The organism is Mesorhizobium sp. M0983, assembly GCF_040318975.1.
GTDB lineage: Bacteria > Pseudomonadota > Alphaproteobacteria > Rhizobiales > Rhizobiaceae > Mesorhizobium.
This window is the reverse complement of sequence record NZ_JAMYNH010000036.1, coordinates 17601-37701: the sequence shown is the minus strand read 5'-3', so window position 1 is coordinate 37701 and position 20101 is coordinate 17601. Positions and strand designations below refer to the sequence as shown.

Sequence of the window (20101 nt, the reverse complement as noted above, 5' to 3'; positions counted from 1 at the left end):
CGGCACCTGCCGGAACGAGGCGCAATAGAGATCGACCATCGCCCGTCCCATCGCGACCAGCTCCCGCACGCCGGGTAGGTTCTCCAGCCGGCACAGCGTCGATTGCGACGCCAGATCCCGACCCGACGGCAGCGCATCCTGGGCCATCTTGAAGACCGGATCGCGGCGCAGCCGGTTGGCGTCGTTGCCGTCCTCGTAGCCGGCGGCGATCATCTTCATGCGAAAGCCGATCATGTCCGCCAGGCTGTGGACGACCTGGTCCGGGCAGCGCGGATCGTCGATGCAACGCGCCAGACGCTCGGCCACCCGCAACCGCTTTTCCACCTCGGCCAAGGCCAGAACGCCGCTGTTGGACGACAGCATGCCGCCGTCGAAACGGGCGACGACGGACTTGCCGCCGACTGATGACAAACCGCTCAGCGGCAGCGCAAGATCGTTCATGGTGGGTGTGGTCTCCGGGAAATGGTTCGGATCGGCTTAAGCAACCAAATCCTACGTCATTTCCGATCAGATCCCGAGCAGCCAGCCAGTATTCGACCGTCGCTTGCGCCTCTGCCCGCTGAGGCCTTGTGCTTCCTCCAGGGAGTCAAGCCGATCACCATGGGTGTCCTGGTGCTCACCCACGTGCCATTTGCGATCTCGTGTCGGTGAGAGCACCGCAAGCACCTCCCCTGCTAGAGGGCAAGGCGGCTTGCGTCGCCCGTGTTGTTACTATTCTTCGCTGTGGTCGGAGTTTTTTCCTTGGCTTTGGAATCGGGCCATTCGACTTTGCAAAAAAACAGGCCATCGTGGTCGATCGTCACGCCCCCGAGTTCGGCGGCACGATGCGACGACAACGGCAGCGCAAGCTCCATTTGCGCGAGGGGCTCGTCCCTTCAACTACTTGATGCATTTGCGCTTTGCGTACCTCCGTGCATGTTGCTCGATGCCAGGCGGAGATCTCCGTCTCAAACGATCGCGCATCGATGCAACGCCCACGCGTTGATCGCCATCATCGCGGCGATCGCTTTGCCGCGATCGCCGCCGCCGTTTTCGAGCACGACAATCATGCCGGCGGTTCGGCAGCGATGCGCATGCAAAAATTCACAGATGCATTCTGGCCAAATGCTAGCTGCCCAGCAAATGTCCGGCATTTCGCAAGGCCCCTAGGAAGAGACTGGCATGGCCGTTGGCATCGATCTTGGCCTGCATCGACAGGGGCATGCTGTGCCAGTTCTCCAAGGGCGCAATGAAATGTGAGAACGTACCGTTGACGATGCAATGGTGGGTAACAAGGCCCTGTCTGTCCAACGCCAGCACGCCGATCTGGTCGCCCTGATATCTGATGGCTGCGACCCGCTGGACCCCCGCATCACCGTCGACCCGCACGTCGAAAAGCAGGATGCCGCGGCTCCTGGTGGCTACCTCGGCGGCCTTTTCAGCGAAGCTTAAGGAGAGCGAGCGGACGCTTTCGACCGCCAGCTGTAAAACCATCAAATCCAGTTCATCCACTGCCATAAGGTACCTGCGCGCAACACATGGGTGATAGCAATCGACCACACCGCTTGTTCACAGATGTCGGCTCACGACCGATCATTCAGGTTGTTGCCGGACGTCCATTGACCGAGGGAGTGCTCCGGTTCGAACCGATCCTGAAGCGGAATGCGCTGGATCTACGGAACCCGAGAGCAGGCCAGCCAAAGTTGCCGCGACAATTGATGTCGTGATCATTCCAGACATCTGCATCGGCGTCGCTGAACATCCCACTGGTAAGTCCGTTCTCTTGCGGCAAGCCCATCCTCGGGCCGTCTTGTACCTGAAACCCTCGCGGTGGCGTCCCTCGAAGCTCGGGACCGCCGGGCGCTTGATCGTCGAGAACTTTGTTTACGAAGGTCCGGACCTCCTGCAGAGCATATTCTGGTGCGCTCGCCTTTGAGCATTCCGCTGAAGCGTGACGTTTCGCTAGTCCGTGTTCCTTGCAGGCTCACCGCGAGGGCGCCTTGCACACAGCGGCACGTCAGCGCATGAAACTCGTTCCCCGTTCACTTCACAAAATGGATTTCCTGAAGTACTGGGAGCGCAGAGAAATCTCCGGTCGCAGCCTACCCGGTTAAAACAAGGACCCAACGATGAAGACTCTCGTCGTCTGCTCCGGCGGATTGGACTCCGTTACCCTTGCTCACAAGGTGGCAGCGGAGCACGAACTCGCCGGCCTCCTATCTTTCGATTACGGCCAACGGCATAGGAAGGAATTGGGCTTCGCCGCCCTTTGCGCGGAGCGACTGACCGTCCCGCACCGCATCGTCGACATCCACGAAATCGGCGGCGGCCTTTTCGGCTCCGCGCTGACCGATAATGTGGACGTGCCCGACGGGCACTACGCCGAAGACACGATGAAGGTCACGGTGGTGCCGAACCGGAACGCCATCATGTTGGCCATTGCCTTCGGCTTCGCCGCAGCGCACGACGCTGACGCGGTGGCGACGGCCGTGCATGGTGGGGATCATTTCATTTATCCCGACTGCCGTCCGGCCTTCATCGACGCTTTCCAGATGATGCAGGACCATGCGCTCGACGGCTACGCGAAGATTCGCCTTTATGCGCCTTATGTGAACCTCACGAAGGCGGACATCGTTGAGGATGGAGCAAGATACGGCACACCATTTGCGCAGACCTGGTCCTGCTACAAGGGCGGCGAGCGTCACTGTGGACGGTGCGGGACCTGCGTCGAGCGGCGCGAGGCGTTTCATCTTGCAGGGCACCCGGACCCCACCGAGTACGAGGACTCCGACTTCTGGCTCGACGCGCTGCGCAGGAGGATCGTGTAATGTTCTGCATCACTAAGGAATTCCACTTCTCGGCCTCGCATCAGCTCACCTCTTTGCCGCCCGAGCACCAATGCGCGCGCCTGCACGGGCATAACTACATCGTCGAAGTAGAGCTTTCGGCGAAGGAACTGAACGAGCACGGCTTCGTGCGCGACTATCATGATCTGGCGCCGCTAAAACGCTACATCGACGAGAGCTTCGACCACCGACATCTCAACGACGTGCTGGGACATGAGCAAGTCACGGCGGAATATCTGGCCAGACATTTTTATGAATGGTGCAAGGCACGCCTGCCCGAAACCTCGGCCGTGCGGGTGAGCGAAACGCCGAAAACCTGGGCGGAATACCGGCCATGACCGATACGCATCCCGCAATCCGCGTGAGTGAGATTTTCGGGCCGACGATCCAGGGCGAGGGCGTGCTCATCGGTTTGCCGACGGTCTTCGTCAGAACCGGCGGGTGTGACTATCGCTGTTCCTGGTGCGACAGCCTGCATGCGGTGGACAATCAATTCCGCCATGAATGGGAGATGATGTCCATTGCCGCGGTGTGGCAAAACGTGCTTGCGCTTTCCGGTGGCCGCCCGCTGATGGTATCGCTGTCAGGCGGCAATCCGGCCATCCAGCCGCTCGGCGCGCTCATCGAGCGAGGCCATGGTGAAGGTTACCGTTTTGCGCTGGAAACTCAAGGTTCGGTGGCCAGGGACTGGTTTGCCGACCTTGACGTGCTAGTCCTCAGCCCAAAGCCGCCGTCAAGCCAAATGACGACCGATTGGGCCGCTTTCGAGGCGTGCCTCCAGGCGGCACAAGGCAGGCCGCAAGTCGTGCTCAAGCTCATTGTTTTCGACGAAAGGGACTACGCCTACGCGAAAGACGCCGCTGCGAGATTTCCGCGGCTTCCGATCTATCTGCAACCCGGCAATCACACGCCGCCACGCCCCGCAAATGAAGACGCTCCTGTCGACCTTGACGGAATATTGAAGCGCATGGAGTGGCTGGTTGATGCCGTGACCCGCGACAGGTGGTTCGAAGCCCGTGTGCTGCCGCAGCTGCACGTTATGCTCTGGGGTAACAAGAGAGCCGTCTAGCCTAGGCCCGCTTTTCACTGAAACTGCGCCGGCGGATATTCGGGTGGACGGGTTGTCCCACGCTTGACGGCGCTGCCGGGGTGCTTGCGGACTTTCTGCCACCGGGACCAAGAGCGTGGCCAGCCGCTTACGACTCGGAATGTTGCCGAGGCTCGGTTTCGACGGGCGTCGGCCTGGCGCGAACCAATCAAAGGTTAGCGCGAGCCACGGGTGGATAGTGTGGTGGTGCGATGCGGCGGCGCCTGCTGCAGCTGGCACGGTCCTTGCGGACCCTTGTTGCAAGGCCGAAGGGAGCTGTCGGCCGACAACCATGATCTGGCCAGGACGATTGTCGACTGCTTCCGATACAGAAAAGAGGCCGGACTCGACGTGGCGCTTCAGGGACTGCGAAATGGAATACGGCGCCGGAAGGCACGACCGGACGATATCGTCGCTATACCAAGACGCGTCTGGTCCGCTCCGAATCCTGTCTCGACACGACGGTCGCCGATCAACAGTGAAAAATGTAGCGCAATCGGTTCACGATCGACTGAGAACCATGACCGTTCCTCTGCGGTGCTCAGACTGCCGCTGAGTGCCTGGCCGTTCCACTTTCGAAATATTTGTCGAACTTTGCCGCGATGCTCCTGACAAAGGGCCGGCTTTCCGCAGGCACGACGAAGCGGTCACCATCAAGTTCAAGCAACCGCGCAGGATCTTGGAGGGCCGTGGAACTCGCCTTGAGGAGAAGTCTTTGGCCGGCTTCGCCAAAGCGCTCCACCAGCTCAATCGCCGAGAAGGCGAAGTCACACATCAATCGCTCGATGATCCAGCCGCGAACACGGTCGTCGTCGGAAAGCGCGATACCCCGAACAGCGGCCAGCCCGCCATCAGCAACCATGCGTCCATACTCGGCGGTCGAAGGCATATTCTGTGCATAGCCCTGGCGAAACTGGCTGATGGACGATGGGCCGAGGCCGATCAATGTCTCGTAGCAGTCCTCGGTGTAGCCTTGGAAGTTCCGGTGCAAAGTCCCGGCGCGTGCCGCAAGCGCCAGCGCATCGCCCGGCTTGGCGAAATGATCGAGCCCGATTGCTTCGTATCCCTGGTCCATGATCGCCCGCGCTGCCAATTGCCATTGGGCAAACCGCTCCTCTGGCCCTGGCAGCCACGCCTCGTCGATCATCGTCTGATGTTTCTTGAACCACGGCACATGGGCGTAGCCAAAAAGCGCGATCCGATCCGGTTCCAGGGTCAGGGCCTGTGCAACCGTGGAGGCGACGCTCTCCCTGGTCTGATGCGGCAGGCCGTAGAGCAGATCGAGATTGACGGATTCGACGCCGCGCGAACGAACGCCATCAACAACTGTCTTGGTCTGCAGAAAGCTCTGCTCGCGGTTGATCGCTTTCTGCACCTTCGGGTCGAAATCCTGGACGCCGAGGCTCGCCCTTGTCATGCCGATTTCGGCAAGTGCATCGAGGCGGGCATCGTCCATATCGTTGGGTTCGATCTCAACGCTGATCTTTGCACCGGGGAGAAACGTGAAGCTGTTGCGCAGGACGGTTCCCAGCGCCACGATATCTTCCGGTTTGAGCATCGTCGGCGAACCGCCGCCGAAATGGACGGCACGCACGCGGCCCTTGCCTGCGACAAGACTGGAGACGGTAGCGATCTCGGCATCCAGTGAGCGCAGATATGTGGTCACTGGTTCGTAGTGGCGTGTCTGCTTGGTGTGGCAAGCGCAGAACCAGCAAAGCTTGTCGCAATAGGGAATATGGAGGTAAAGCGATATCTCGTCACCACCTTGGAGCGCCTCCAACCAGCCTCGGTAAACGACGGCATCGACCCCCGCATGGAAATGCGGCGCGGTCGGATAGCTGGTATAGCGCGGGACGTTCTCGCCAAGTCTGGCAGCTAGCTCCAGTCGCATGTCGTGGTCCACCGTGTTTGCGTCGCCGGAACTGTGGATGCTTGGATGAGCCTAAGCCCTGATTTCGATCAACCTTCAGCACGGACAAACTGCCGCAAGGATTTTTCTACCGTCGATTGCTATCCTGCCCGCACTGGACCGGTAGAGCGATCGAATGACATTACGGCAGGACATTCACAGTTCCGGCATTCCCGTTCTTTGCCTGTCTTGCGAGGCACGGCACCGCGGTGTCTGTGGTGCGCTCGAACCAGACCATTTGGCTCAGCTTGCCAAGACGTCGTCGCGGCACAATATCGAGCCGGGGGTCGAACTGATCGGCGACGCCGAGACGGTCGACTGTTATTCAAACGTGCTTTCAGGCGTGGTGAAGCTGACGAAGAGCCTTTCGGACGGCCGCCAGCAGATCGTCGGCCTTCAGTTCGCGCCGGATTTTCTGGGACGGCCCTTCAAGATGAAAAGCGCGATCAATGCGGAAGCGGCAACAGCTGTCTCGCTATGCTCGTTTCCGAGAGCGGCCATCGAACGGATGATGAAGGAATCACCGGAATTTGTGCATCGCCTGCTCAAGCAGGCGCTGAACGAACTCGACGAGGCACGCGAATGGATGGTGACTCTGGGGCGCAAGACCGCACCGGAGAAGGTGGCGAGCTTTCTCCTCATGATCGCCCGGAATATCGGTTCCAGTGTTGACCCGGCGGCTAGGTCGGCGTGCTTCGAGCTGCCGATGACGCGTGCCGACATCTCTGATTTCCTTGGAATTACAAACGAGACCGTGAGCCGTCAGCTGACCAGCCTGAGAATGGACGGCGTGATTCGGATCGAGAACAACCGCCGTGTCACCGTGGACAGCATGAGCCGGCTGGAACGGCGCTGCGGCGGCCGAGGCGCAACCGCCGTTTGAATGACACCGAAGCTGCATGGCCTACATCACTTACTTCGTTCGGGGCAGGGCATGCTCGCGTTGGGCTTAGAAGAAGTCGCATAGCGACAGCCCGCTCTCCATCCGATCGCATGAGCCAGGTGCGTTTCGGCCAACTCGTCGGCGAAGCATCCATCCTCGAGGTGCTCGACGTGCAACCGGCTGTTCCAGGCAGGATCGCACTCGGCCGAAGTCAATACGCCTCATACGCAGGGGAAAATCGCCGTCTCCCCGAACCATGAATGTCACGAAGGCAGCGCAACGCTGGCGCTGGCTGTCCCAAGGCATTGAAACGATCGACGTTCGGCAAGGCATCGGCCTACTTTCCAGCGTCACAGAAGGCGCGCTTCCCCACACGCCCGCGATCGCCTCCATACCCGGCCCGGACGCGGGGCCTGTCCATAAGCGTGGCGGCCGGTGCTGCGCTTCCACATTCGATCGCCACAGTCTGATCGCACCGAGCTCGATGCTGCTCGAAGCAAAATCGTGCGGCTCTGACATGGATCAGGGCGAGCAGGCCACGGCTGCGCAATAAGGCACTGCGGTTGGCGCCCGCCGGAATTGGAAATCGGGGCTTGCGATGAAATTCGGCACAGAGATCGTCCTTCTAAGCCTGTTTGCGTTTGCGGCCCTGGTGGCTGCCGGCTTCGGCGTAGATGAACCTTTTCGCCGGCATATGTGGGTTTTGTTCTTCGCCGTGGCTGGCTTCACTGCAATTCTGTTGCGCAACACGGAATTCAAGCGGGCAGTTCCGATCGACCCCGCCGCTTACATGGATGGGCCGATCCGCTACGGCGCCATCGCCACCGTATTCTGGGGCGTCGTCGGCATGCTGGTCGGCGTGGTTATCGCCCTGCAGCTCGCCTACCCCGATCTCAACATCCAGCCCTGGTTCAATTTCGGCCGACTGCGGCCTTTGCATACTTCCGGCGTGGTTTTTGCCTTCGGCGGCAATGCACTCATCTGCACGTCACTTTATGTCGTGCAGCGGACCTGTCGTGCCAGGCTGTTCGGCGGCGATCTCGCCTGGTTCGTGTTCTGGGGCTATCAGCTGTTCATCGTCATGGCGGCAACCGGCTACCTGCTCGGTATCACCGAGAGCCGCGAATACGCCGAGCCCGAATGGTATGTGGACCTGTGGCTGACCATTGTCTGGGTCGCCTATCTCATCCTGTTCCTCGGCACGATCCTAAAGCGCAAGGAACCGCACATCTATGTCGCCAACTGGTTCTACCTTGCCTTCATCGTGACCATCGCAATGCTACATGTGATCAACAACCTGTCGATGCCGGTCTCCTTCCTGGGCTCCAAGAGCTATTCAGCCTTCTCCGGCGTACAGGACGCCCTGACGCAATGGTGGTACGGCCACAATGCCGTCGGCTTCTTCCTCACCGCCGGCTTCCTCGGGATGATGTATTATTTCGTGCCCAAGCAGGCCAACCGACCGGTCTATTCCTACCGGCTGTCGATCATCCACTTCTGGGCTTTGATCTTTCTCTACATCTGGGCCGGTCCGCACCACCTCCACTACACCGCCCTGCCGGACTGGGCCCAGACGCTCGGCATGGTGTTCTCGATCATGCTGTGGATGCCGTCATGGGGCGGCATGATAAACGGCCTGATGACGCTCTCGGGCGCCTGGGACAAGCTGCGCACCGACCCGATCATCCGTATGATGGTCATGGCCATCGCCTTCTACGGAATGTCGACTTTCGAAGGCCCGATGATGTCAATCAAGGCCGTCAACTCGCTCTCGCACTACACCGACTGGACCATCGGTCACGTCCATTCGGGCGCGCTCGGATGGGTTGGCATGATCTCGTTCGGCGCGATTTATTTCATGGTCCCGAAGTTATGGAACCGCGACCGACTTTATTCGCTGCGGCTCGTCAACTGGCACTTCTGGCTGGCGACGCTTGGGATCGTCGTTTACGCCGCGGTGATGTGGGTCTCCGGCGTCATGCAGGGCCTGATGTGGCGCGAATACAACGAGCAGGGCTTCCTGGTCTACTCCTTCGCCGAAACCGTCGCCGCCATGCATCCCTACTACATCATGCGTGCCATCGGCGGCGCGATGTATCTGTCGGGCGCCCTCATCATGGCCTGGAACATCGCCATGACCATCCTCGACTACCAGCGCGAGGAGGATCCGATGCCGCGCTCCATCCCCGCCCTCCATCCTGTGCGATCAGGAGCCAGAAAATGGTCCTGATGGACAGACACGCGGTCATCGAGAAGAACGCCACACTTCTTCTCCTCGGGTCCCTGCTGGTCGTGACAATCGGCGGCATCGTCGAGATCGCACCGCTCTTTTATCTCGACAACACCATCGAGAAGGTGGAAGGCATGCGGCCCTATTCGCCGCTCGAGCTCGCCGGGCGCAACATCTATGTGCGTGAGGGCTGTTACCTCTGCCACAGCCAGATGATAAGGCCGTTCCGCGACGAGGTCGAGCGCTACGGCCACTATAGCCTGGCGGCCGAGTCGATGTACGACCACCCGTTCCAGTGGGGCTCGAAGCGCACCGGGCCGGATCTCGCCCGGGTCGGCGACCGCTACTCGAACGGATGGCACGTCCAGCATCTCACCGAGCCGCGTTCGGTGGTGCCGGAATCGATCATGCCGAGCTACGCGTTCCTGAAGGACATGCCGATCGAGGTGAAGGATTTCTCGACGCATCTGATCGCCAACAGCCGTGTCGGTGTGCCCTATTCAGACGACATGATCGCTCATGCCAATGCCGATCTCATGGCGCAGGCCGATGCGAATGCCGACACATCGGGCCTGGAGAGACGCTATCCGAAAGCCAAGGTTGGGGACTTCGACGGCGATCCGCAGCAGGTCACCGAAATGGATGCGCTGGTCGCCTATTTGCAGATGCTCGGCACGCTGGTCGATTTCAGGACCTATGACGAAGCCGCCGGTTACCGCTGAGGAGAATGGCGATGACCTACAATTTCATGCGGGAGTTTGCCGACAGCTGGGGCCTGCTTGCCATGGCGCTTTTCTTCCTCGGATGCGTTGCCTTTGCACTTCGTCCCGGCAGCCGCAGGCAAGCCGAGAGAGCCGCTCACATTCCTCTCAAGGACGACTGATCATGGGCAGCGAGCATATCGACGAGGTTTCGGGTATCTCGACGACCGGCCATGAGTGGGACGGCATCAAGGAACTCAACAACCCGCTTCCCCGCTGGTGGGTCATCACCTTCTACATCACCATTGCCTGGGCGATCGGCTACACCGTCGTCTATCCGGCATGGCCGATGCTGACTTCCGCGACCAGGGGTGTGCTGGGGTATTCGAGCCGCAGAGACGTCAAGAATGAACTGGCCGCGGCCGAAGTGGCCAAGGGTAAATTTGTCGCTGCCATTCAGGCGAAGACCGTCTCCGAGATTACTGCCGACGATACGCTACGCGAATTCGCCGTCGCCGCAGGTGGCGCCGCGTTCAAGGTCAATTGCGTGCAGTGCCATGGCTCGGGCGCTCAAGGGTCCAAGGGTTTTCCCAACCTAAACGACGACGATTGGCTGTGGGGTGGCAACGCCGAACAGATCCAGCAGACGATTGCGCACGGCATCCGCTTCGCATCAGACCCGGATACGCGCCTGTCGGAAATGCCTGCTTTTGGCGACATCATCACGACGGATCAGATCAAGCAGGTCGGCGCCTATGTCGCAAGCCTCTCCGATCCTGTTCAGGACACAAGCCTGATCGAACTCGGCGCCAATGTTTTCGCCGAGAATTGTGCGGCCTGTCATGGTGAGAATGCAAAGGGCAACAGGGAGCTCGGCGCACCCGACCTGACCGACGCGATCTGGCTATACGGGTCTGGCGAAACAGCCATCGCCGCGCAGGTCCGCGCGCCGAAGCACGGCGTCATGCCGGCCTGGATCGGGCGTCTCGGCGAGATCAAGGCCAAGGAACTCGCGGTCTATGTCCATTCGCTTGGTGGCGGAGAATAGGTACGCAGCCTATTCTCGTCCTCCCCCCCACCGCCAAGCGACGAGGCCCGGCGCGAGCCGGGCCTCGGCATCATCCAGAAACCGATGGGTCGGGCTTCCGGCGAAATCGTCGCTGGTGACTGGAGCTTCTCGTGCTCGATAACACGCAAATAGAACGGCTCGAAGCCGATGCGGTCAACTCCGCCAAGACCCGTCAGCCGCTCTATGCCGCACGCAAGAAGATCTTCCCGAACCGGGCCTCTGGCAGTTTCCGCCGCTTCAAGTGGTCGGTGATGGCAATCACGCTGGGGATCTACTACCTGACGTCCTGGCTGCGGTGGGATCGCGGGCCATTTGCCCCGGACCAGGCCGTGCTGGTCGATCTTGCCAACCGCCGCTTCTATTTCTTCTTCATCGAGATCTGGCCGCAGGAATTCTATTATGTGGCCGGCCTGCTGGTCATGGCCGGTATCGGCCTTTTCCTGATCACATCCACCGTCGGCCGGGCCTGGTGCGGCTATACGTGCCCGCAGACCGTGTGGGTCGATCTGTTTCTGGTCGTCGAGCGAGCCATCGAGGGCGACCGCAACGCGCGCATGAAGCTCGATGCCGGGCCCTGGACTGCGCGCAAACTCGTGCTGCGAACATCGAAACACGCCATTTGGCTGGTCATAGGGGTGCTGACCGGCGGCGCCTGGATCTTCTATTTCGCCGATGCGCCGACGCTGCTTGGCGAACTCTTCACCGGCACGGCAGCGCCTGTCACCTACATCACCGTCGCCGTGCTGACAGCGACGACCTATACGTTCGGCGGGCTGATGCGCGAGCAGGTCTGCACCTACATGTGCCCATGGCCGCGCATCCAGGCAGCCATGCTCGACGAGAATTCGCTCACTGTCACCTACAATGACTGGCGCGGCGAACCGCGCTCACGTCACGCCAAGAAGGTCCAGGCCGCCGGGCAGCCAGTCGGCGACTGCGTCGACTGCAATGCCTGTGTCGCGGTGTGCCCGATGGGGATCGACATTCGTGATGGCCAGCAGCTTGAATGCATCACCTGCGCGCTCTGCATTGATACCTGTGACGGTATCATGGACAAGCTCGGCAGGGAGCGCGGGTTGATCTCCTATGCGACGCTGGCCGACTACAACGCCAACATGATGCTGGCGACCCCGGGCGGCTCCGGTTCAGTCAACCCGTCACTGGTCAGGAGCGCTGACGGCCTGTTCTCCGACAACGTGGCCCGTTTCCATATCCGCAAGATCTTTCGCCCGCGCACCTTGATCTACATGGTCGCCTGGTCGGCGGCCGGTCTCGCGCTGCTCTATTCGCTGCTGACCCGCGAACGGCTCGAATTGAATGTCCTGCACGATCGCAACCCGCAGTTCGTGACGCTGTCCGACGGTTCGATCCGCAACGGCTACACCGTCAAGCTGCTCAACATGATCCCCGAACCAAGAACGATCATTGTCACGATGCAGGGCCTGCATGGAGCCGAAATGAGCGTTGTCGGCATCGACCTGCCGGCGGATCGTTCCTTCGCCATCCCGGTCGAACCCGACCGGCTGAAGATGCTCAAGGTTTTCGTGCGTCAGCCGGCAGATCAGGTTCGGGGTGCAGCGCAAAGCTTCAAGTTCCGGGTCGAAAACAAGGCAACGTTCGAGTCGGACGAATACACGGCCACTTTCAACGCACCGGAGAGCGCCAGATGAGCGACACCTCGCGACAATCCCGCGAATTCACCGGCAGGCATATGCTGTTCACCATCCTTGGCTTCTTCGGCGTGGTCATAGCGGTCAATCTGACAATGGCGACGCTCGCCAACACGAGCTGGACCGGCCTTGTCGTCGAAAACACCTATGTGGCGAGCCAGCAGTTCAACAAGAAGGCCGAGGAGGGGCGAGCTCAGGCAGCCCTCGGCTGGACTGGCAAACTGACCATCGCAGGCGGTGAGGTCCGCTACAGCCTCACCGATGCTGTCGGCAAGCCGGTTGCCTTGCATGGCGTCAAGGTGCTGTTTCGTCATCCCGCCTACGAGGCCGAGGACAAATCCGTCACTCTTGCCGCTGCCTCCGGTCAGATATTCGCCGCGCACCACATGCCCACGGATGGCGTCTGGATCGTCGAAATCGACGCCGATGCGAGCCTTGCGGAACCCTATCGCGACGTTCGCCGGATCATGATTTCCCGCGGGGCGCTGCAATGAGCTGCTGCGCGCCAGGCGCCGAAATGGCATTGGACCTGGAAAAGGTCACACTGGTCCTGCCTTCTGGCCAGGAAATCAGACTGGCGAGCCGCTCGATTGGCGAAAATCTTCGCCAGACCGACCTTTCGGTGCCGGCTGTGCATTGTGCCGCCTGCATCCAGACGATCGAGACGGCGATCGGCAAGCTGGATCGCGTCGAAGGCGCTCGTGTCAATCTTTCAACGAAACGTGTTTCGGTCCGGTGGCGCGGCGACGAGGTTCCGCCATTCGTCGCCACACTTGGACGGCTGGGCTATGGCGCGCACCTGTTCGATCCCGAGGCTGACGGGAAGGACAGGACGCTCTCGGAACTGATCCGCGCCGTCGCGGTCGCCGGCTTTGCGGCGGGCAACATCATGCTGCTATCAGTCTCCGTCTGGTCCGGCGCGCAAGGCGCGACCCGCGACCTGTTCCATTGGGTCTCGGCCTTGATTGCCATTCCTGCGCTCGCTTTCGCCGGCGGCATCTTCTTCAAGTCGGCCTGGAATGCGCTGCGCCACAGCCGCATGAACATGGACGTGCCGATCGCGGTCGGGGTATCGCTCGCTTACGCCATGAGCCTCTACGAGACGATCAACCATGGCGACCATGCTTATTTCGACGCGTCGGTGTCGCTGCTGTTCTTTCTGCTGATCGGCCGCACGCTGGATCACGTGATGCGGGAACGGGCGCGGACGGCCGTGAACGGACTGGCTCGGCTGGCGGCGCGCGGCGCCATGGTGCTGCGCGAGGATGGTTCGCGCGACTACTTGCCGGTTGGCGAGATCGAACCAGGAATGGCGCTCTTGATTGCGGCTGGCGAGAGGGTGCCCATCGACGGCAGGATCATTGGCGGGGCATCGGATCTCGACTGTTCCCTGGTTTCCGGGGAAAGCACGCCCAGAACGGTGGGCCCGGGGGCGCAGGTCCAGGCCGGTACACTCAATCTCACCGGTCCACTGACCATCGAGGCGACGGCCGCCGCGAAGGATTCCTTCCTGGCCGAAATGGTTCGGCTGATGGAAGCGGCAGAGGGCGGCCGCGCCCGCCATCGCAGGATCGCCGATCGCGTCTCCGCGCTCTACGCCCCCGTGGTCCACCTCACCGCCTTTGTGACGTTCCTCGGCTGGATGGCGGCGACCGGCGACTGGCACCGGGCAATAACAATCGCGATCGCCGTTTTGATCATTACATGCCCGTGTGCGCTCGGTCTCGCCGTGCCGATCGTGCAGGTGGTCGCTGCGCGGCGGCTGTTTGAAAGCGGCGTCATGGTCAGGGACGGCTCCGCCATGGAGCGCCTGGCCGGGATCGACACGGCATTGTTCGACAAAACCGGCACGCTTACGCTCGGACTGCCCAGGCTGATCAATGCGCCGTCCATCGATCCGACGATGCTCGCCATGGCGGCCGAGATGGCAGCGCATTCCCGCCATCCCTTTTCGAAGGCAATCGCTGGCAACGCAGCCTTTGCCGGCCAGGCGAAACTCGTGTCCGTCAGCGAGCATCCGGGCTTCGGCATCGAAGCCATCGCCGAGGGCAGTACCTGGCGGCTGGGTCGCCGCGGATGGGGTGAGTTGAAAGCCCGCACCGGCGGCGAAGGCAAACAAGGCTATGGCGGAACCGTTCTGACGAAGGACGGGGTCATTGTCGCGACTTTCGATTTCGAGGATGAGCTGCGTGCCGATGCCAAGGCGGCCATCGAGCAACTGAACGGCGCCGGCGTGTCGGTGGAGATGCTGTCGGGCGACACAGAAGCTGCCTGCGGCGAGGTCGCGGAAGCACTGGGCGTCGAGCGCTTCGTTCCCGCGTTGCTTCCCTCCGGAAAGGTCGAACAGATCGAAGCATTGACCCGAACTGCCCACAAGGTTCTGATGGTCGGCGATGGGCTCAACGACACGCCTGCATTGGGCGCCGCACACGTTTCGATCGCTCCGGCCACGGCGGCGGATATCGGGCGCAACGCCGCGGATTTCGTGTTCCTGCGTAAAAGTCTTCTGGCGGTCCCACTTGCTTTAGACATTTCGCGGAAGGCCGGACGGCTGATCCGGCAGAACATCGCCATCGCGATCGTTTACAATGGCATCGCCGTGCCGGTCGCCATTCTGGGGCACGTTACGCCACTGATCGCGGCGGTCGCGATGTCCGCCTCGTCCCTCCTGGTCATCGGCAATGCGCTACGCCTGCAAGGTTTCGTGTCAAATGCATCGGTGCAAGATGCCCGACATGACAGGCGCTCCGACATTGGCGCACTGGCACAATCCTGATGACGACGCTCGCCTACCTCGTACCTGTGGCCCTGTTCCTCGGGGCGCTTGGGCTGGCCGGGTTCCTGTGGGCCTTGAGGAGCGGCCAATATGAAGATCTCGATGGCGCCGCCGAGCGGATCCTGATCGACCGCGACGAGCCACGCACTTGACCCAGCCTGCCCTGCGAGGACTCGCTCGAATATTTTCCCCGGTTGCTTCGCCTCATGCCGATTTCGGCGCGCGACGGGTGCGAACGGATCAGCCAGAATACGTTGCCGAACTTTCGGCCAGGAAAGTGCTGCGTTTGTGCCGCTCCGCGCATTGCTATTTTTCCATACGTTTCCATATAATCCAATAAGTTAGCGGGCATCTCTCCATTGGCCTCCACAGGTCTACGCGGGGCGATATTAGGCGAATATTAGACGAGTCGCGGGGGAAGTGATGCTAAGAACGCTTGAAGAGTCGGCGGTCACGACTAAGGCCGCGGGTGCGAAATTGGCGCCCGGAACTCATTGGCGATCAATCGACCCGACCGTGCACCTGGGCTACCGCGTCGCGCCGCAGAAGACTGGTCGAGGCAAAACGTATCGAGGCCGTCTCAAAGGCCGCTGGCGACCCTGTAACTGTCCGCAGTGTCACCGAGGCTTACATACTAGAACGCGAGAAGGTTGAGCGCGCTCGCGGCGCTCGCCTTGATGCCGGCAATCGTATGCGAAAGCACATTCTGTCCGACGCCGCTATTGCTCACAAAGAATTGCATTGCTTGACGGAAGCCGACCTGCAGGATTGGCGCGGCCGTTTGCCTGCCAATTCGCCCGAGCAACCGTGCTCCGCGTTAACAACGACTTCAAAGCTGCCCTGAATGCGGGCGTCAGCAAGCACGCACGGCGGCTTCAATCCTTGAATGCCTCTCACGTCGGCGTCGTCGTCAAGAACGGCTTGGCTGCGACGGATGCGGTTTCCCCCCGTTGCCCGAGATAAGATCATACGCACGGCGGACCCGCACGCCTCCGGCAGGCTCTGGCTGTCCGGCACAATTCATCTATCGGGCGACGAGCCGCATAGAGAGTGTCGCGAGCACGCGCCTGCACTGACTCCTTAGCATTCGGGGATTCTAGACCTCCGTTTGTATATCGCAAACTAAAAATCAGTATCGTTTGCATATCGCAAACAACATTGGAAGATATCTTCCGCCATCACCTGATAAAACGTGGCAAGCACGTTTTGTACTTGATTTGCGAATGGATTTGTCGAAGTGTGAGTGAACCGGCGAGTGATAGAAACACTCGCCGGCTCTAACCACAACCAAAGAGGACGCTTCGATATGGCCGTCACCCAAAATATAGAATTGCCCGAATTCAGCAAGTTGATCTTGGCCGCAGCCAGGCTCGCTAAAGCCGGTCAAGACCAAGATCTTGGCGAACCAATCGACGTCAGGACCGGCGGAACCTATCGCACCCGAGGCGGCCTCTGTGTCGGGCCGCTCCGCCCTTTTCGAGACGAGGAGGACGGCGCCCACACCGATGCCGCCGGGCGTTCCGCATGGTTCTTCGCCCCAGGTATCGGCGCCTATGACCGATACGGCTGCATCCTGTCCGGCGAGATCCCGGAAAGCCAGTTGGACTGCGTCGCCCCGTGGCCTCGCCATCCTCTTGATATAGATCTAGAGTTCTCAAACAAGGAAATGCAGACATGATCGCTTTCGAAACCGGCAAGACCTTGACCGCCGGAACGTAACAATCTCAATCTGCGAGCTTTTTTCCTTTCAAGAGCGACATTAGCTCTTGCTTCGTCAATCCGTTGATTGACATATAAAGAGAGTGACTCTTCTTCTCAACCAGCGTGTCCCTACAGCCCTTGCTGCAGGTTTTTGCGGTGGCATCCCAAGACGCATAGCAGCGCTTGGGGCATGTTATGCTGCAAGAGTCTTTCCCCGTATCGCACGTATCAGAATACGCCGCCGTAGGTAACAAACCCGTTGCGGCGACAAGTAGGATCTTGCCGTAAGCTTTCATTGCAGACCCCTTTTCATCTCGGAAACAAGCCATAATACAAGCCGCTACTAAATTAGTAAATAGAAAAGTACTGCCAAAGTAACAGGTCACGCAATTCCGGGTGTCTCGCCGACTTTTCAGTAGTGTAAACATATGCTTGTCTGTGTAGACCGGCGCTAGCCGGCGCAGTGCCGTAGGCGCGGACTATCCCGTTGGCCTTGCCTTGGCAGGGGTAACACGGGCGCTCACACTTGCTATCGCAGATCATAAGTGCGACTCGGCGGCCGTTGGTTTCGCCGAGGCAGTCAACAGCTTCAATCCGACGAATAGTGCGGTATCCGGGGAGAGCGTGACCCGCTTCCCCGCGTTGGCGCACACCATGATAAGCGCGGGATAGTTCGGCCTCATCAGCCCATCGCCTCGGCATTCTTCACCGTATGAATTTATTCCTACACTTGAACGGAATAGGAACATCGGTCAAGGCCAACTTACCACTCGGTGACGTCTATGCCGCCGTCCGGCTGGAACGTGACACGGTAGGAAAAGTCGGCGAAGACGTTGTCGGTTCCATCGTCGGGACCGCAATGCACCTTGACGCATCGCCTCGGGCATCAGGCCCTTTCTTCTATGCGCTCGGCGGGCGGATTGTCGTAGCTGGCGTTGGTGACGGTGACGCGTTCGAACTCGAAAGCCGCCGCCGAGCATGCCGAAAGGGCGAGCGCCACGACGGCAAGTGCAGACATAAGAAATGTGTATTTCGACCACGAACCTTGAACGCCAAGTCATATGATCCCGCTGGTGTCATCACCTTGGCCGGCGACGAATTCACGCCATCGGTAAATTGCAGGGTCCGGTGGCGGGCGCCGGCATGGGGAGCCACACAACACATCGCCAGGCTCTTCAATGTCACTGACGGTGTTGTGGTCGCCTCCGGCTCTAGCGCGGTGGCTGACACCAGCCCTCACCAACAAACCGACTCGTTCGGATGGGGAACCGCTCTCGCCGGCAAGGCGCACCGCGTCGAGCATTGGTGTTCGGGAACCAACAACACGGCCGGGTTTGGACTAGCCGCCGCCTCGGGCGAGTCCGAACTCTTTACCAGCGTCGAGGTTTGGAGGACGGCGTGAGGGTAAGAGGAGCCTATACTACCCGGAAATTCAAACCGTCTTCGCTGCGTGGCGCGCCAGCACCGTTGTTACCAACCGGACACCATAGGTTGCCGCCGAGTGGCGAACAACCAAGAACTGTAGCAGCAGAACGGCGCAATAGATAAACGACACCCTCAGGGACTGCACCATGAAAACCGCTGCGGTCCCAAAGCCGAAAAGAAACAGGAACGAAAAAGCGGCGTAGTCGCGAGTAAACAGAAATTCCCTGTGAGCATGGAGGATTGCGGTCTCTGACTCGACGTCTTTGTAAAACCGATACCACAGGCGATTTTCGTCACCCGGTGTTCGGGGAAAAGTATCTCCCAAAGAGTCTTTCAGTCGAGACATATCGATGCGAGGATCTGTCGGCCCGTGCCTGCTAAAGGCTCGATGTCCAGGCAATGCAAAGTGCCATCGAAGAAACACCAAGCGGGCTTTCGCAGCGGCGTTCAGAAGGCCGTTTGCGACTGATGTAACAATGAGAGCTAGCCCGACCGGAAGAAGGTTTGCGGCCCCCACCAGCAGGCCCTTGATGCCGGAAACCGCAAGAGCGTCAGACTGTGCCACCCCATAAAACAAAGCAAAATTCGCGGCAATCGTAAGCCAAAGCTGCCAGCGGGTCTGATCTTTCAACGAGCGCGGCGGTCCATCTGTGCTCACGTATATTCCTCGACCTGTGTGTAGAATGGCAGACTTTCCGCAACGTCATATCCAGCACGTGCCGGGAAACCTCCCCAATGAACCTTGCCGATGCCTTGAGTTGCAATGATATGGCCGCCACGGCGCTTAAAGGCGTTTAACACGATCCGGCGGGGATGTTTTTCGTCGTCCTTAGGTGCAGAAACAAAAGCACTGAAACGTGATGCAGAAACCTCCGCCTGAATTTCTCCTAAAAGACGCGTAAGAATCGTGGGGCCGACGTTGCGTCGACTGCCGTGATGGGGGATTTGCACAAAGCTAAACTTTTGAAGTGGAAGGCCTACGCTCTCCGCATAAATGGCCGCCCATCGCAATCCATTTACCCCTGTGTCCCCCGTGAGAAGCACACGGGCGTCGTTCTCAAAAGAGCCATACAGTACGACGCTCGTTTCATTGCTGGCGCTGGTGATTCCCCCGTCTTGCAAACGCTCGTTTTCCCAACTCTCCGTCGTCCAACCATGCAGCGCGGCCTTCGCTGCTTCCAAGATCTTGCGCGCGAGCGACTCCTTGCCTAACCACATCTGTGCCGCCTCAATCGCGGCCTGGTCAGGATCGGGAGTCTTTTCGAATTGCGGCAAGAGATAACTGTACGAAACGCGGCTGGGCGAGCATACGCGGAAAGGGCCGATGTCCGTGCCTTGGAATGGAAAGAAAATATTGGTGCCAGCTTCCGAAGCTAAGTCGTAGATTTCGCTGATCGTCCCGTATTCGGCCTTTACAGCGGACTTCAGCCCCTCAGCAGTCCATCGCTTATCCGAAAAAAGGTGACGGGACTCCTCGGCGAGGAGCCAAGGGATATGCATCCAGAGATTTCGCACAGGAATCTCGCTCAAAACCGTGCGCAGCCCCGAAGCATGGTCCGCATCGGAATGCGTCAACACCACATGCTCCAGAACAGGAAATGGCCCGAACTGCTTCTTGAGATGCGCTACGATGTTGTCTCCGGTTTCTGCATGTCCGCCGTCGACCAACATCAGATGATAAGCGGCAGCGTCGCCATAACGCACTACAATGGCGTCACCGGCTTTGGAGCCGGAGCCAACCGGCAGAAACTCAACCTCACAATGCATCTGGCCCCCCAAGCACTCATATAGGAGCCAATTTCAACGTTCGGCTATCTGATTCCAT

At 60.0% G+C, this 20101-nt stretch carries 21 protein-coding genes; 14 read left to right on the top strand and 7 right to left on the bottom strand.

Annotation, left to right across the window (positions count from 1 at the left end; all coding sequences use genetic code 11):
• From NKH71_RS31535 to NKH71_RS31525, 3 genes are all read right to left on the bottom strand, one after another.
• Positions 1-441 (bottom strand): transposase (locus NKH71_RS31535; protein ID WP_352896041.1); only part of this gene is annotated, 441 nt, incomplete at its 3' end.
• A 233-nt stretch (positions 442-674) separates the two neighbouring features.
• Complete coding sequence (locus tag NKH71_RS31530; protein WP_352484153.1) at positions 675-854, bottom strand: hypothetical protein; 180 nt, start codon at positions 852-854, stop codon at positions 675-677.
• A gap of 253 nt (positions 855-1107) precedes the next feature.
• Positions 1108-1497 carry a hypothetical protein gene (locus tag NKH71_RS31525; protein ID WP_023722055.1) on the bottom strand — a complete coding sequence of 130 codons (390 nt, stop codon included), beginning with the start codon at positions 1495-1497 and terminating at the stop codon, positions 1108-1110.
• 611 nt (positions 1498-2108) lie between these two features.
• Here NKH71_RS31525 and queC point away from each other — a divergent pair.
• Genes queC through queE form a run of 3 tightly spaced genes read left to right on the top strand, consistent with a single transcriptional unit; the run spans position 2109 to position 3894 of the window.
• Positions 2109-2807 carry a 7-cyano-7-deazaguanine synthase QueC gene (gene queC, locus NKH71_RS31520; protein ID WP_352484154.1) on the top strand — a complete coding sequence of 233 codons (699 nt, stop codon included), beginning with the start codon at positions 2109-2111 and terminating at the stop codon, positions 2805-2807.
• Positions 2807-3163 carry a 6-carboxytetrahydropterin synthase QueD gene (gene queD, locus NKH71_RS31515; protein ID WP_352484155.1) on the top strand — a complete coding sequence of 119 codons (357 nt, stop codon included), beginning with the start codon at positions 2807-2809 and terminating at the stop codon, positions 3161-3163. Before queC ends, queD begins: the two co-directional genes overlap by 1 nt.
• The gene (queE, locus tag NKH71_RS31510; RefSeq protein ID WP_352468486.1) at positions 3160-3894 is read left to right on the top strand and encodes a 7-carboxy-7-deazaguanine synthase QueE; all 735 of its coding nucleotides are present in this window, start codon (positions 3160-3162) and stop codon (positions 3892-3894) included. Before queD ends, queE begins: the two co-directional genes overlap by 4 nt.
• Positions 3895-4453: 559 nt before the next feature.
• Here the strand turns inward: queE and hemN are convergent.
• Positions 4454-5803, bottom strand: a complete 1350-nt coding sequence (gene hemN / locus NKH71_RS31505) for an oxygen-independent coproporphyrinogen III oxidase (protein WP_352885395.1) — start codon at positions 5801-5803, stop codon at positions 4454-4456.
• Positions 5804-5957: 154 nt separating this feature from the next.
• Between hemN and NKH71_RS31500 the strand changes: the two genes are divergently transcribed.
• The 11 genes from NKH71_RS31500 to NKH71_RS31450 all read left to right on the top strand — a co-directional run bounded on the left by NKH71_RS31500 (position 5958) and on the right by NKH71_RS31450 (position 16828).
• Positions 5958-6704 (top strand): Crp/Fnr family transcriptional regulator, encoded by a 747-nt coding sequence (locus NKH71_RS31500; RefSeq protein ID WP_352484157.1) that lies wholly within the window; start codon positions 5958-5960, stop codon positions 6702-6704.
• Between the two features lie 256 nt (positions 6705-6960).
• Positions 6961-7257 carry a hypothetical protein gene (locus NKH71_RS31495; RefSeq protein ID WP_352896038.1) on the top strand — a complete coding sequence of 99 codons (297 nt, stop codon included), beginning with the start codon at positions 6961-6963 and terminating at the stop codon, positions 7255-7257.
• Positions 7258-7302: 45 nt separating this feature from the next.
• Positions 7303-8934 carry a cytochrome-c oxidase, cbb3-type subunit I gene (ccoN, locus tag NKH71_RS31490; protein WP_352813726.1) on the top strand — a complete coding sequence of 544 codons (1632 nt, stop codon included), beginning with the start codon at positions 7303-7305 and terminating at the stop codon, positions 8932-8934.
• Positions 8925-9656 carry a cytochrome-c oxidase, cbb3-type subunit II gene (ccoO, locus tag NKH71_RS31485; protein ID WP_352516162.1) on the top strand — a complete coding sequence of 244 codons (732 nt, stop codon included), beginning with the start codon at positions 8925-8927 and terminating at the stop codon, positions 9654-9656. Before ccoN ends, ccoO begins: the two co-directional genes overlap by 10 nt.
• An 11-nt stretch (positions 9657-9667) precedes the next feature.
• Positions 9668-9817 (top strand): cbb3-type cytochrome c oxidase subunit 3, encoded by a 150-nt coding sequence (locus NKH71_RS31480; protein WP_023679629.1) that lies wholly within the window; start codon positions 9668-9670, stop codon positions 9815-9817.
• Positions 9818-9819: 2 nt separating this feature from the next.
• Entirely contained in the window at positions 9820-10683 is an 864-nt protein-coding gene (ccoP, locus tag NKH71_RS31475) for a cytochrome-c oxidase, cbb3-type subunit III (RefSeq protein WP_352516163.1), read from the top strand.
• A gap of 131 nt (positions 10684-10814) precedes the next feature.
• On the top strand, positions 10815-12374 hold the full coding sequence (gene ccoG, locus NKH71_RS31470) for a cytochrome c oxidase accessory protein CcoG (RefSeq protein ID WP_352813724.1): 1560 nt from the start codon (positions 10815-10817) through the stop codon (positions 12372-12374).
• Positions 12371-12868, top strand: a complete 498-nt coding sequence (locus NKH71_RS31465; RefSeq protein WP_352516165.1) for a FixH family protein — start codon at positions 12371-12373, stop codon at positions 12866-12868. The genes ccoG and NKH71_RS31465 overlap by 4 nt, the downstream gene beginning before the upstream one ends.
• On the top strand, positions 12865-15150 hold the full coding sequence (locus NKH71_RS31460; RefSeq protein WP_352706906.1) for a cation-translocating P-type ATPase: 2286 nt from the start codon (positions 12865-12867) through the stop codon (positions 15148-15150). Before NKH71_RS31465 ends, NKH71_RS31460 begins: the two co-directional genes overlap by 4 nt.
• Entirely contained in the window at positions 15150-15302 is a 153-nt protein-coding gene (gene ccoS, locus NKH71_RS31455; RefSeq protein ID WP_352595335.1) for a cbb3-type cytochrome oxidase assembly protein CcoS, read from the top strand. Before NKH71_RS31460 ends, ccoS begins: the two co-directional genes overlap by 1 nt.
• 1103 nt (positions 15303-16405) lie before the next feature.
• The gene (locus NKH71_RS31450) at positions 16406-16828 is read left to right on the top strand and encodes a hypothetical protein (protein WP_352896035.1); all 423 of its coding nucleotides are present in this window, start codon (positions 16406-16408) and stop codon (positions 16826-16828) included.
• Positions 16829-17737: 909 nt separating this feature from the next.
• Here the strand turns inward: NKH71_RS31450 and NKH71_RS31445 are convergent.
• The 3 genes from NKH71_RS31445 to NKH71_RS31435 all read right to left on the bottom strand — a co-directional run bounded on the left by NKH71_RS31445 (position 17738) and on the right by NKH71_RS31435 (position 20043).
• Positions 17738-17869, bottom strand: coding sequence for a hypothetical protein (locus NKH71_RS31445; RefSeq protein WP_352706911.1), 132 nt, complete (start codon positions 17867-17869; stop codon positions 17738-17740).
• A 414-nt stretch (positions 17870-18283) separates the two neighbouring features.
• Positions 18284-18907, bottom strand: coding sequence for a hypothetical protein (locus NKH71_RS31440; protein ID WP_352813722.1), 624 nt, complete (start codon positions 18905-18907; stop codon positions 18284-18286).
• 23 nt (positions 18908-18930) lie between these two features.
• Positions 18931-20043, bottom strand: coding sequence for a ComEC/Rec2 family competence protein (locus NKH71_RS31435; RefSeq protein WP_352706916.1), 1113 nt, complete (start codon positions 20041-20043; stop codon positions 18931-18933).
• Positions 20044-20101 lie beyond the last annotated feature (58 nt).

Bases quoted from the DNA above. Each gene is read 5' to 3' on its own strand.
- queE (WP_352468486.1), top strand. From the start codon at position 3,160: ATGACCGATACGCATCCCGCAATCCGCGTGAGTGAGATTTTCGGGCCG.
- NKH71_RS31500 (WP_352484157.1), top strand. From the start codon at position 5,958: ATGACATTACGGCAGGACATTCACAGTTCCGGCATTCCCGTTCTTTGC.
- NKH71_RS31495 (WP_352896038.1), top strand. From the start codon at position 6,961: ATGAATGTCACGAAGGCAGCGCAACGCTGGCGCTGGCTGTCCCAAGGC.
- NKH71_RS31465 (WP_352516165.1), top strand. From the start codon at position 12,371: ATGAGCGACACCTCGCGACAATCCCGCGAATTCACCGGCAGGCATATG.
- NKH71_RS31525 (WP_023722055.1), bottom strand. From the start codon at position 1,497: ATGGCAGTGGATGAACTGGATTTGATGGTTTTACAGCTGGCGGTCGAA.
- NKH71_RS31480 (WP_023679629.1), top strand. From the start codon at position 9,668: ATGACCTACAATTTCATGCGGGAGTTTGCCGACAGCTGGGGCCTGCTT.
- ccoP (WP_352516163.1), top strand. From the start codon at position 9,820: ATGGGCAGCGAGCATATCGACGAGGTTTCGGGTATCTCGACGACCGGC.
- queC (WP_352484154.1), top strand. From the start codon at position 2,109: ATGAAGACTCTCGTCGTCTGCTCCGGCGGATTGGACTCCGTTACCCTT.
- NKH71_RS31445 (WP_352706911.1), bottom strand. From the start codon at position 17,869: ATGTCTGCACTTGCCGTCGTGGCGCTCGCCCTTTCGGCATGCTCGGCG.
- NKH71_RS31530 (WP_352484153.1), bottom strand. From the start codon at position 854: ATGGAGCTTGCGCTGCCGTTGTCGTCGCATCGTGCCGCCGAACTCGGG.
- hemN (WP_352885395.1), bottom strand. From the start codon at position 5,803: ATGCGACTGGAGCTAGCTGCCAGACTTGGCGAGAACGTCCCGCGCTAT.
- ccoO (WP_352516162.1), top strand. From the start codon at position 8,925: ATGGTCCTGATGGACAGACACGCGGTCATCGAGAAGAACGCCACACTT.
- NKH71_RS31460 (WP_352706906.1), top strand. From the start codon at position 12,865: ATGAGCTGCTGCGCGCCAGGCGCCGAAATGGCATTGGACCTGGAAAAG.
- ccoN (WP_352813726.1), top strand. From the start codon at position 7,303: ATGAAATTCGGCACAGAGATCGTCCTTCTAAGCCTGTTTGCGTTTGCG.
- NKH71_RS31435 (WP_352706916.1), bottom strand. From the start codon at position 20,043: ATGCATTGTGAGGTTGAGTTTCTGCCGGTTGGCTCCGGCTCCAAAGCC.
- ccoS (WP_352595335.1), top strand. From the start codon at position 15,150: ATGACGACGCTCGCCTACCTCGTACCTGTGGCCCTGTTCCTCGGGGCG.
- queD (WP_352484155.1), top strand. From the start codon at position 2,807: ATGTTCTGCATCACTAAGGAATTCCACTTCTCGGCCTCGCATCAGCTC.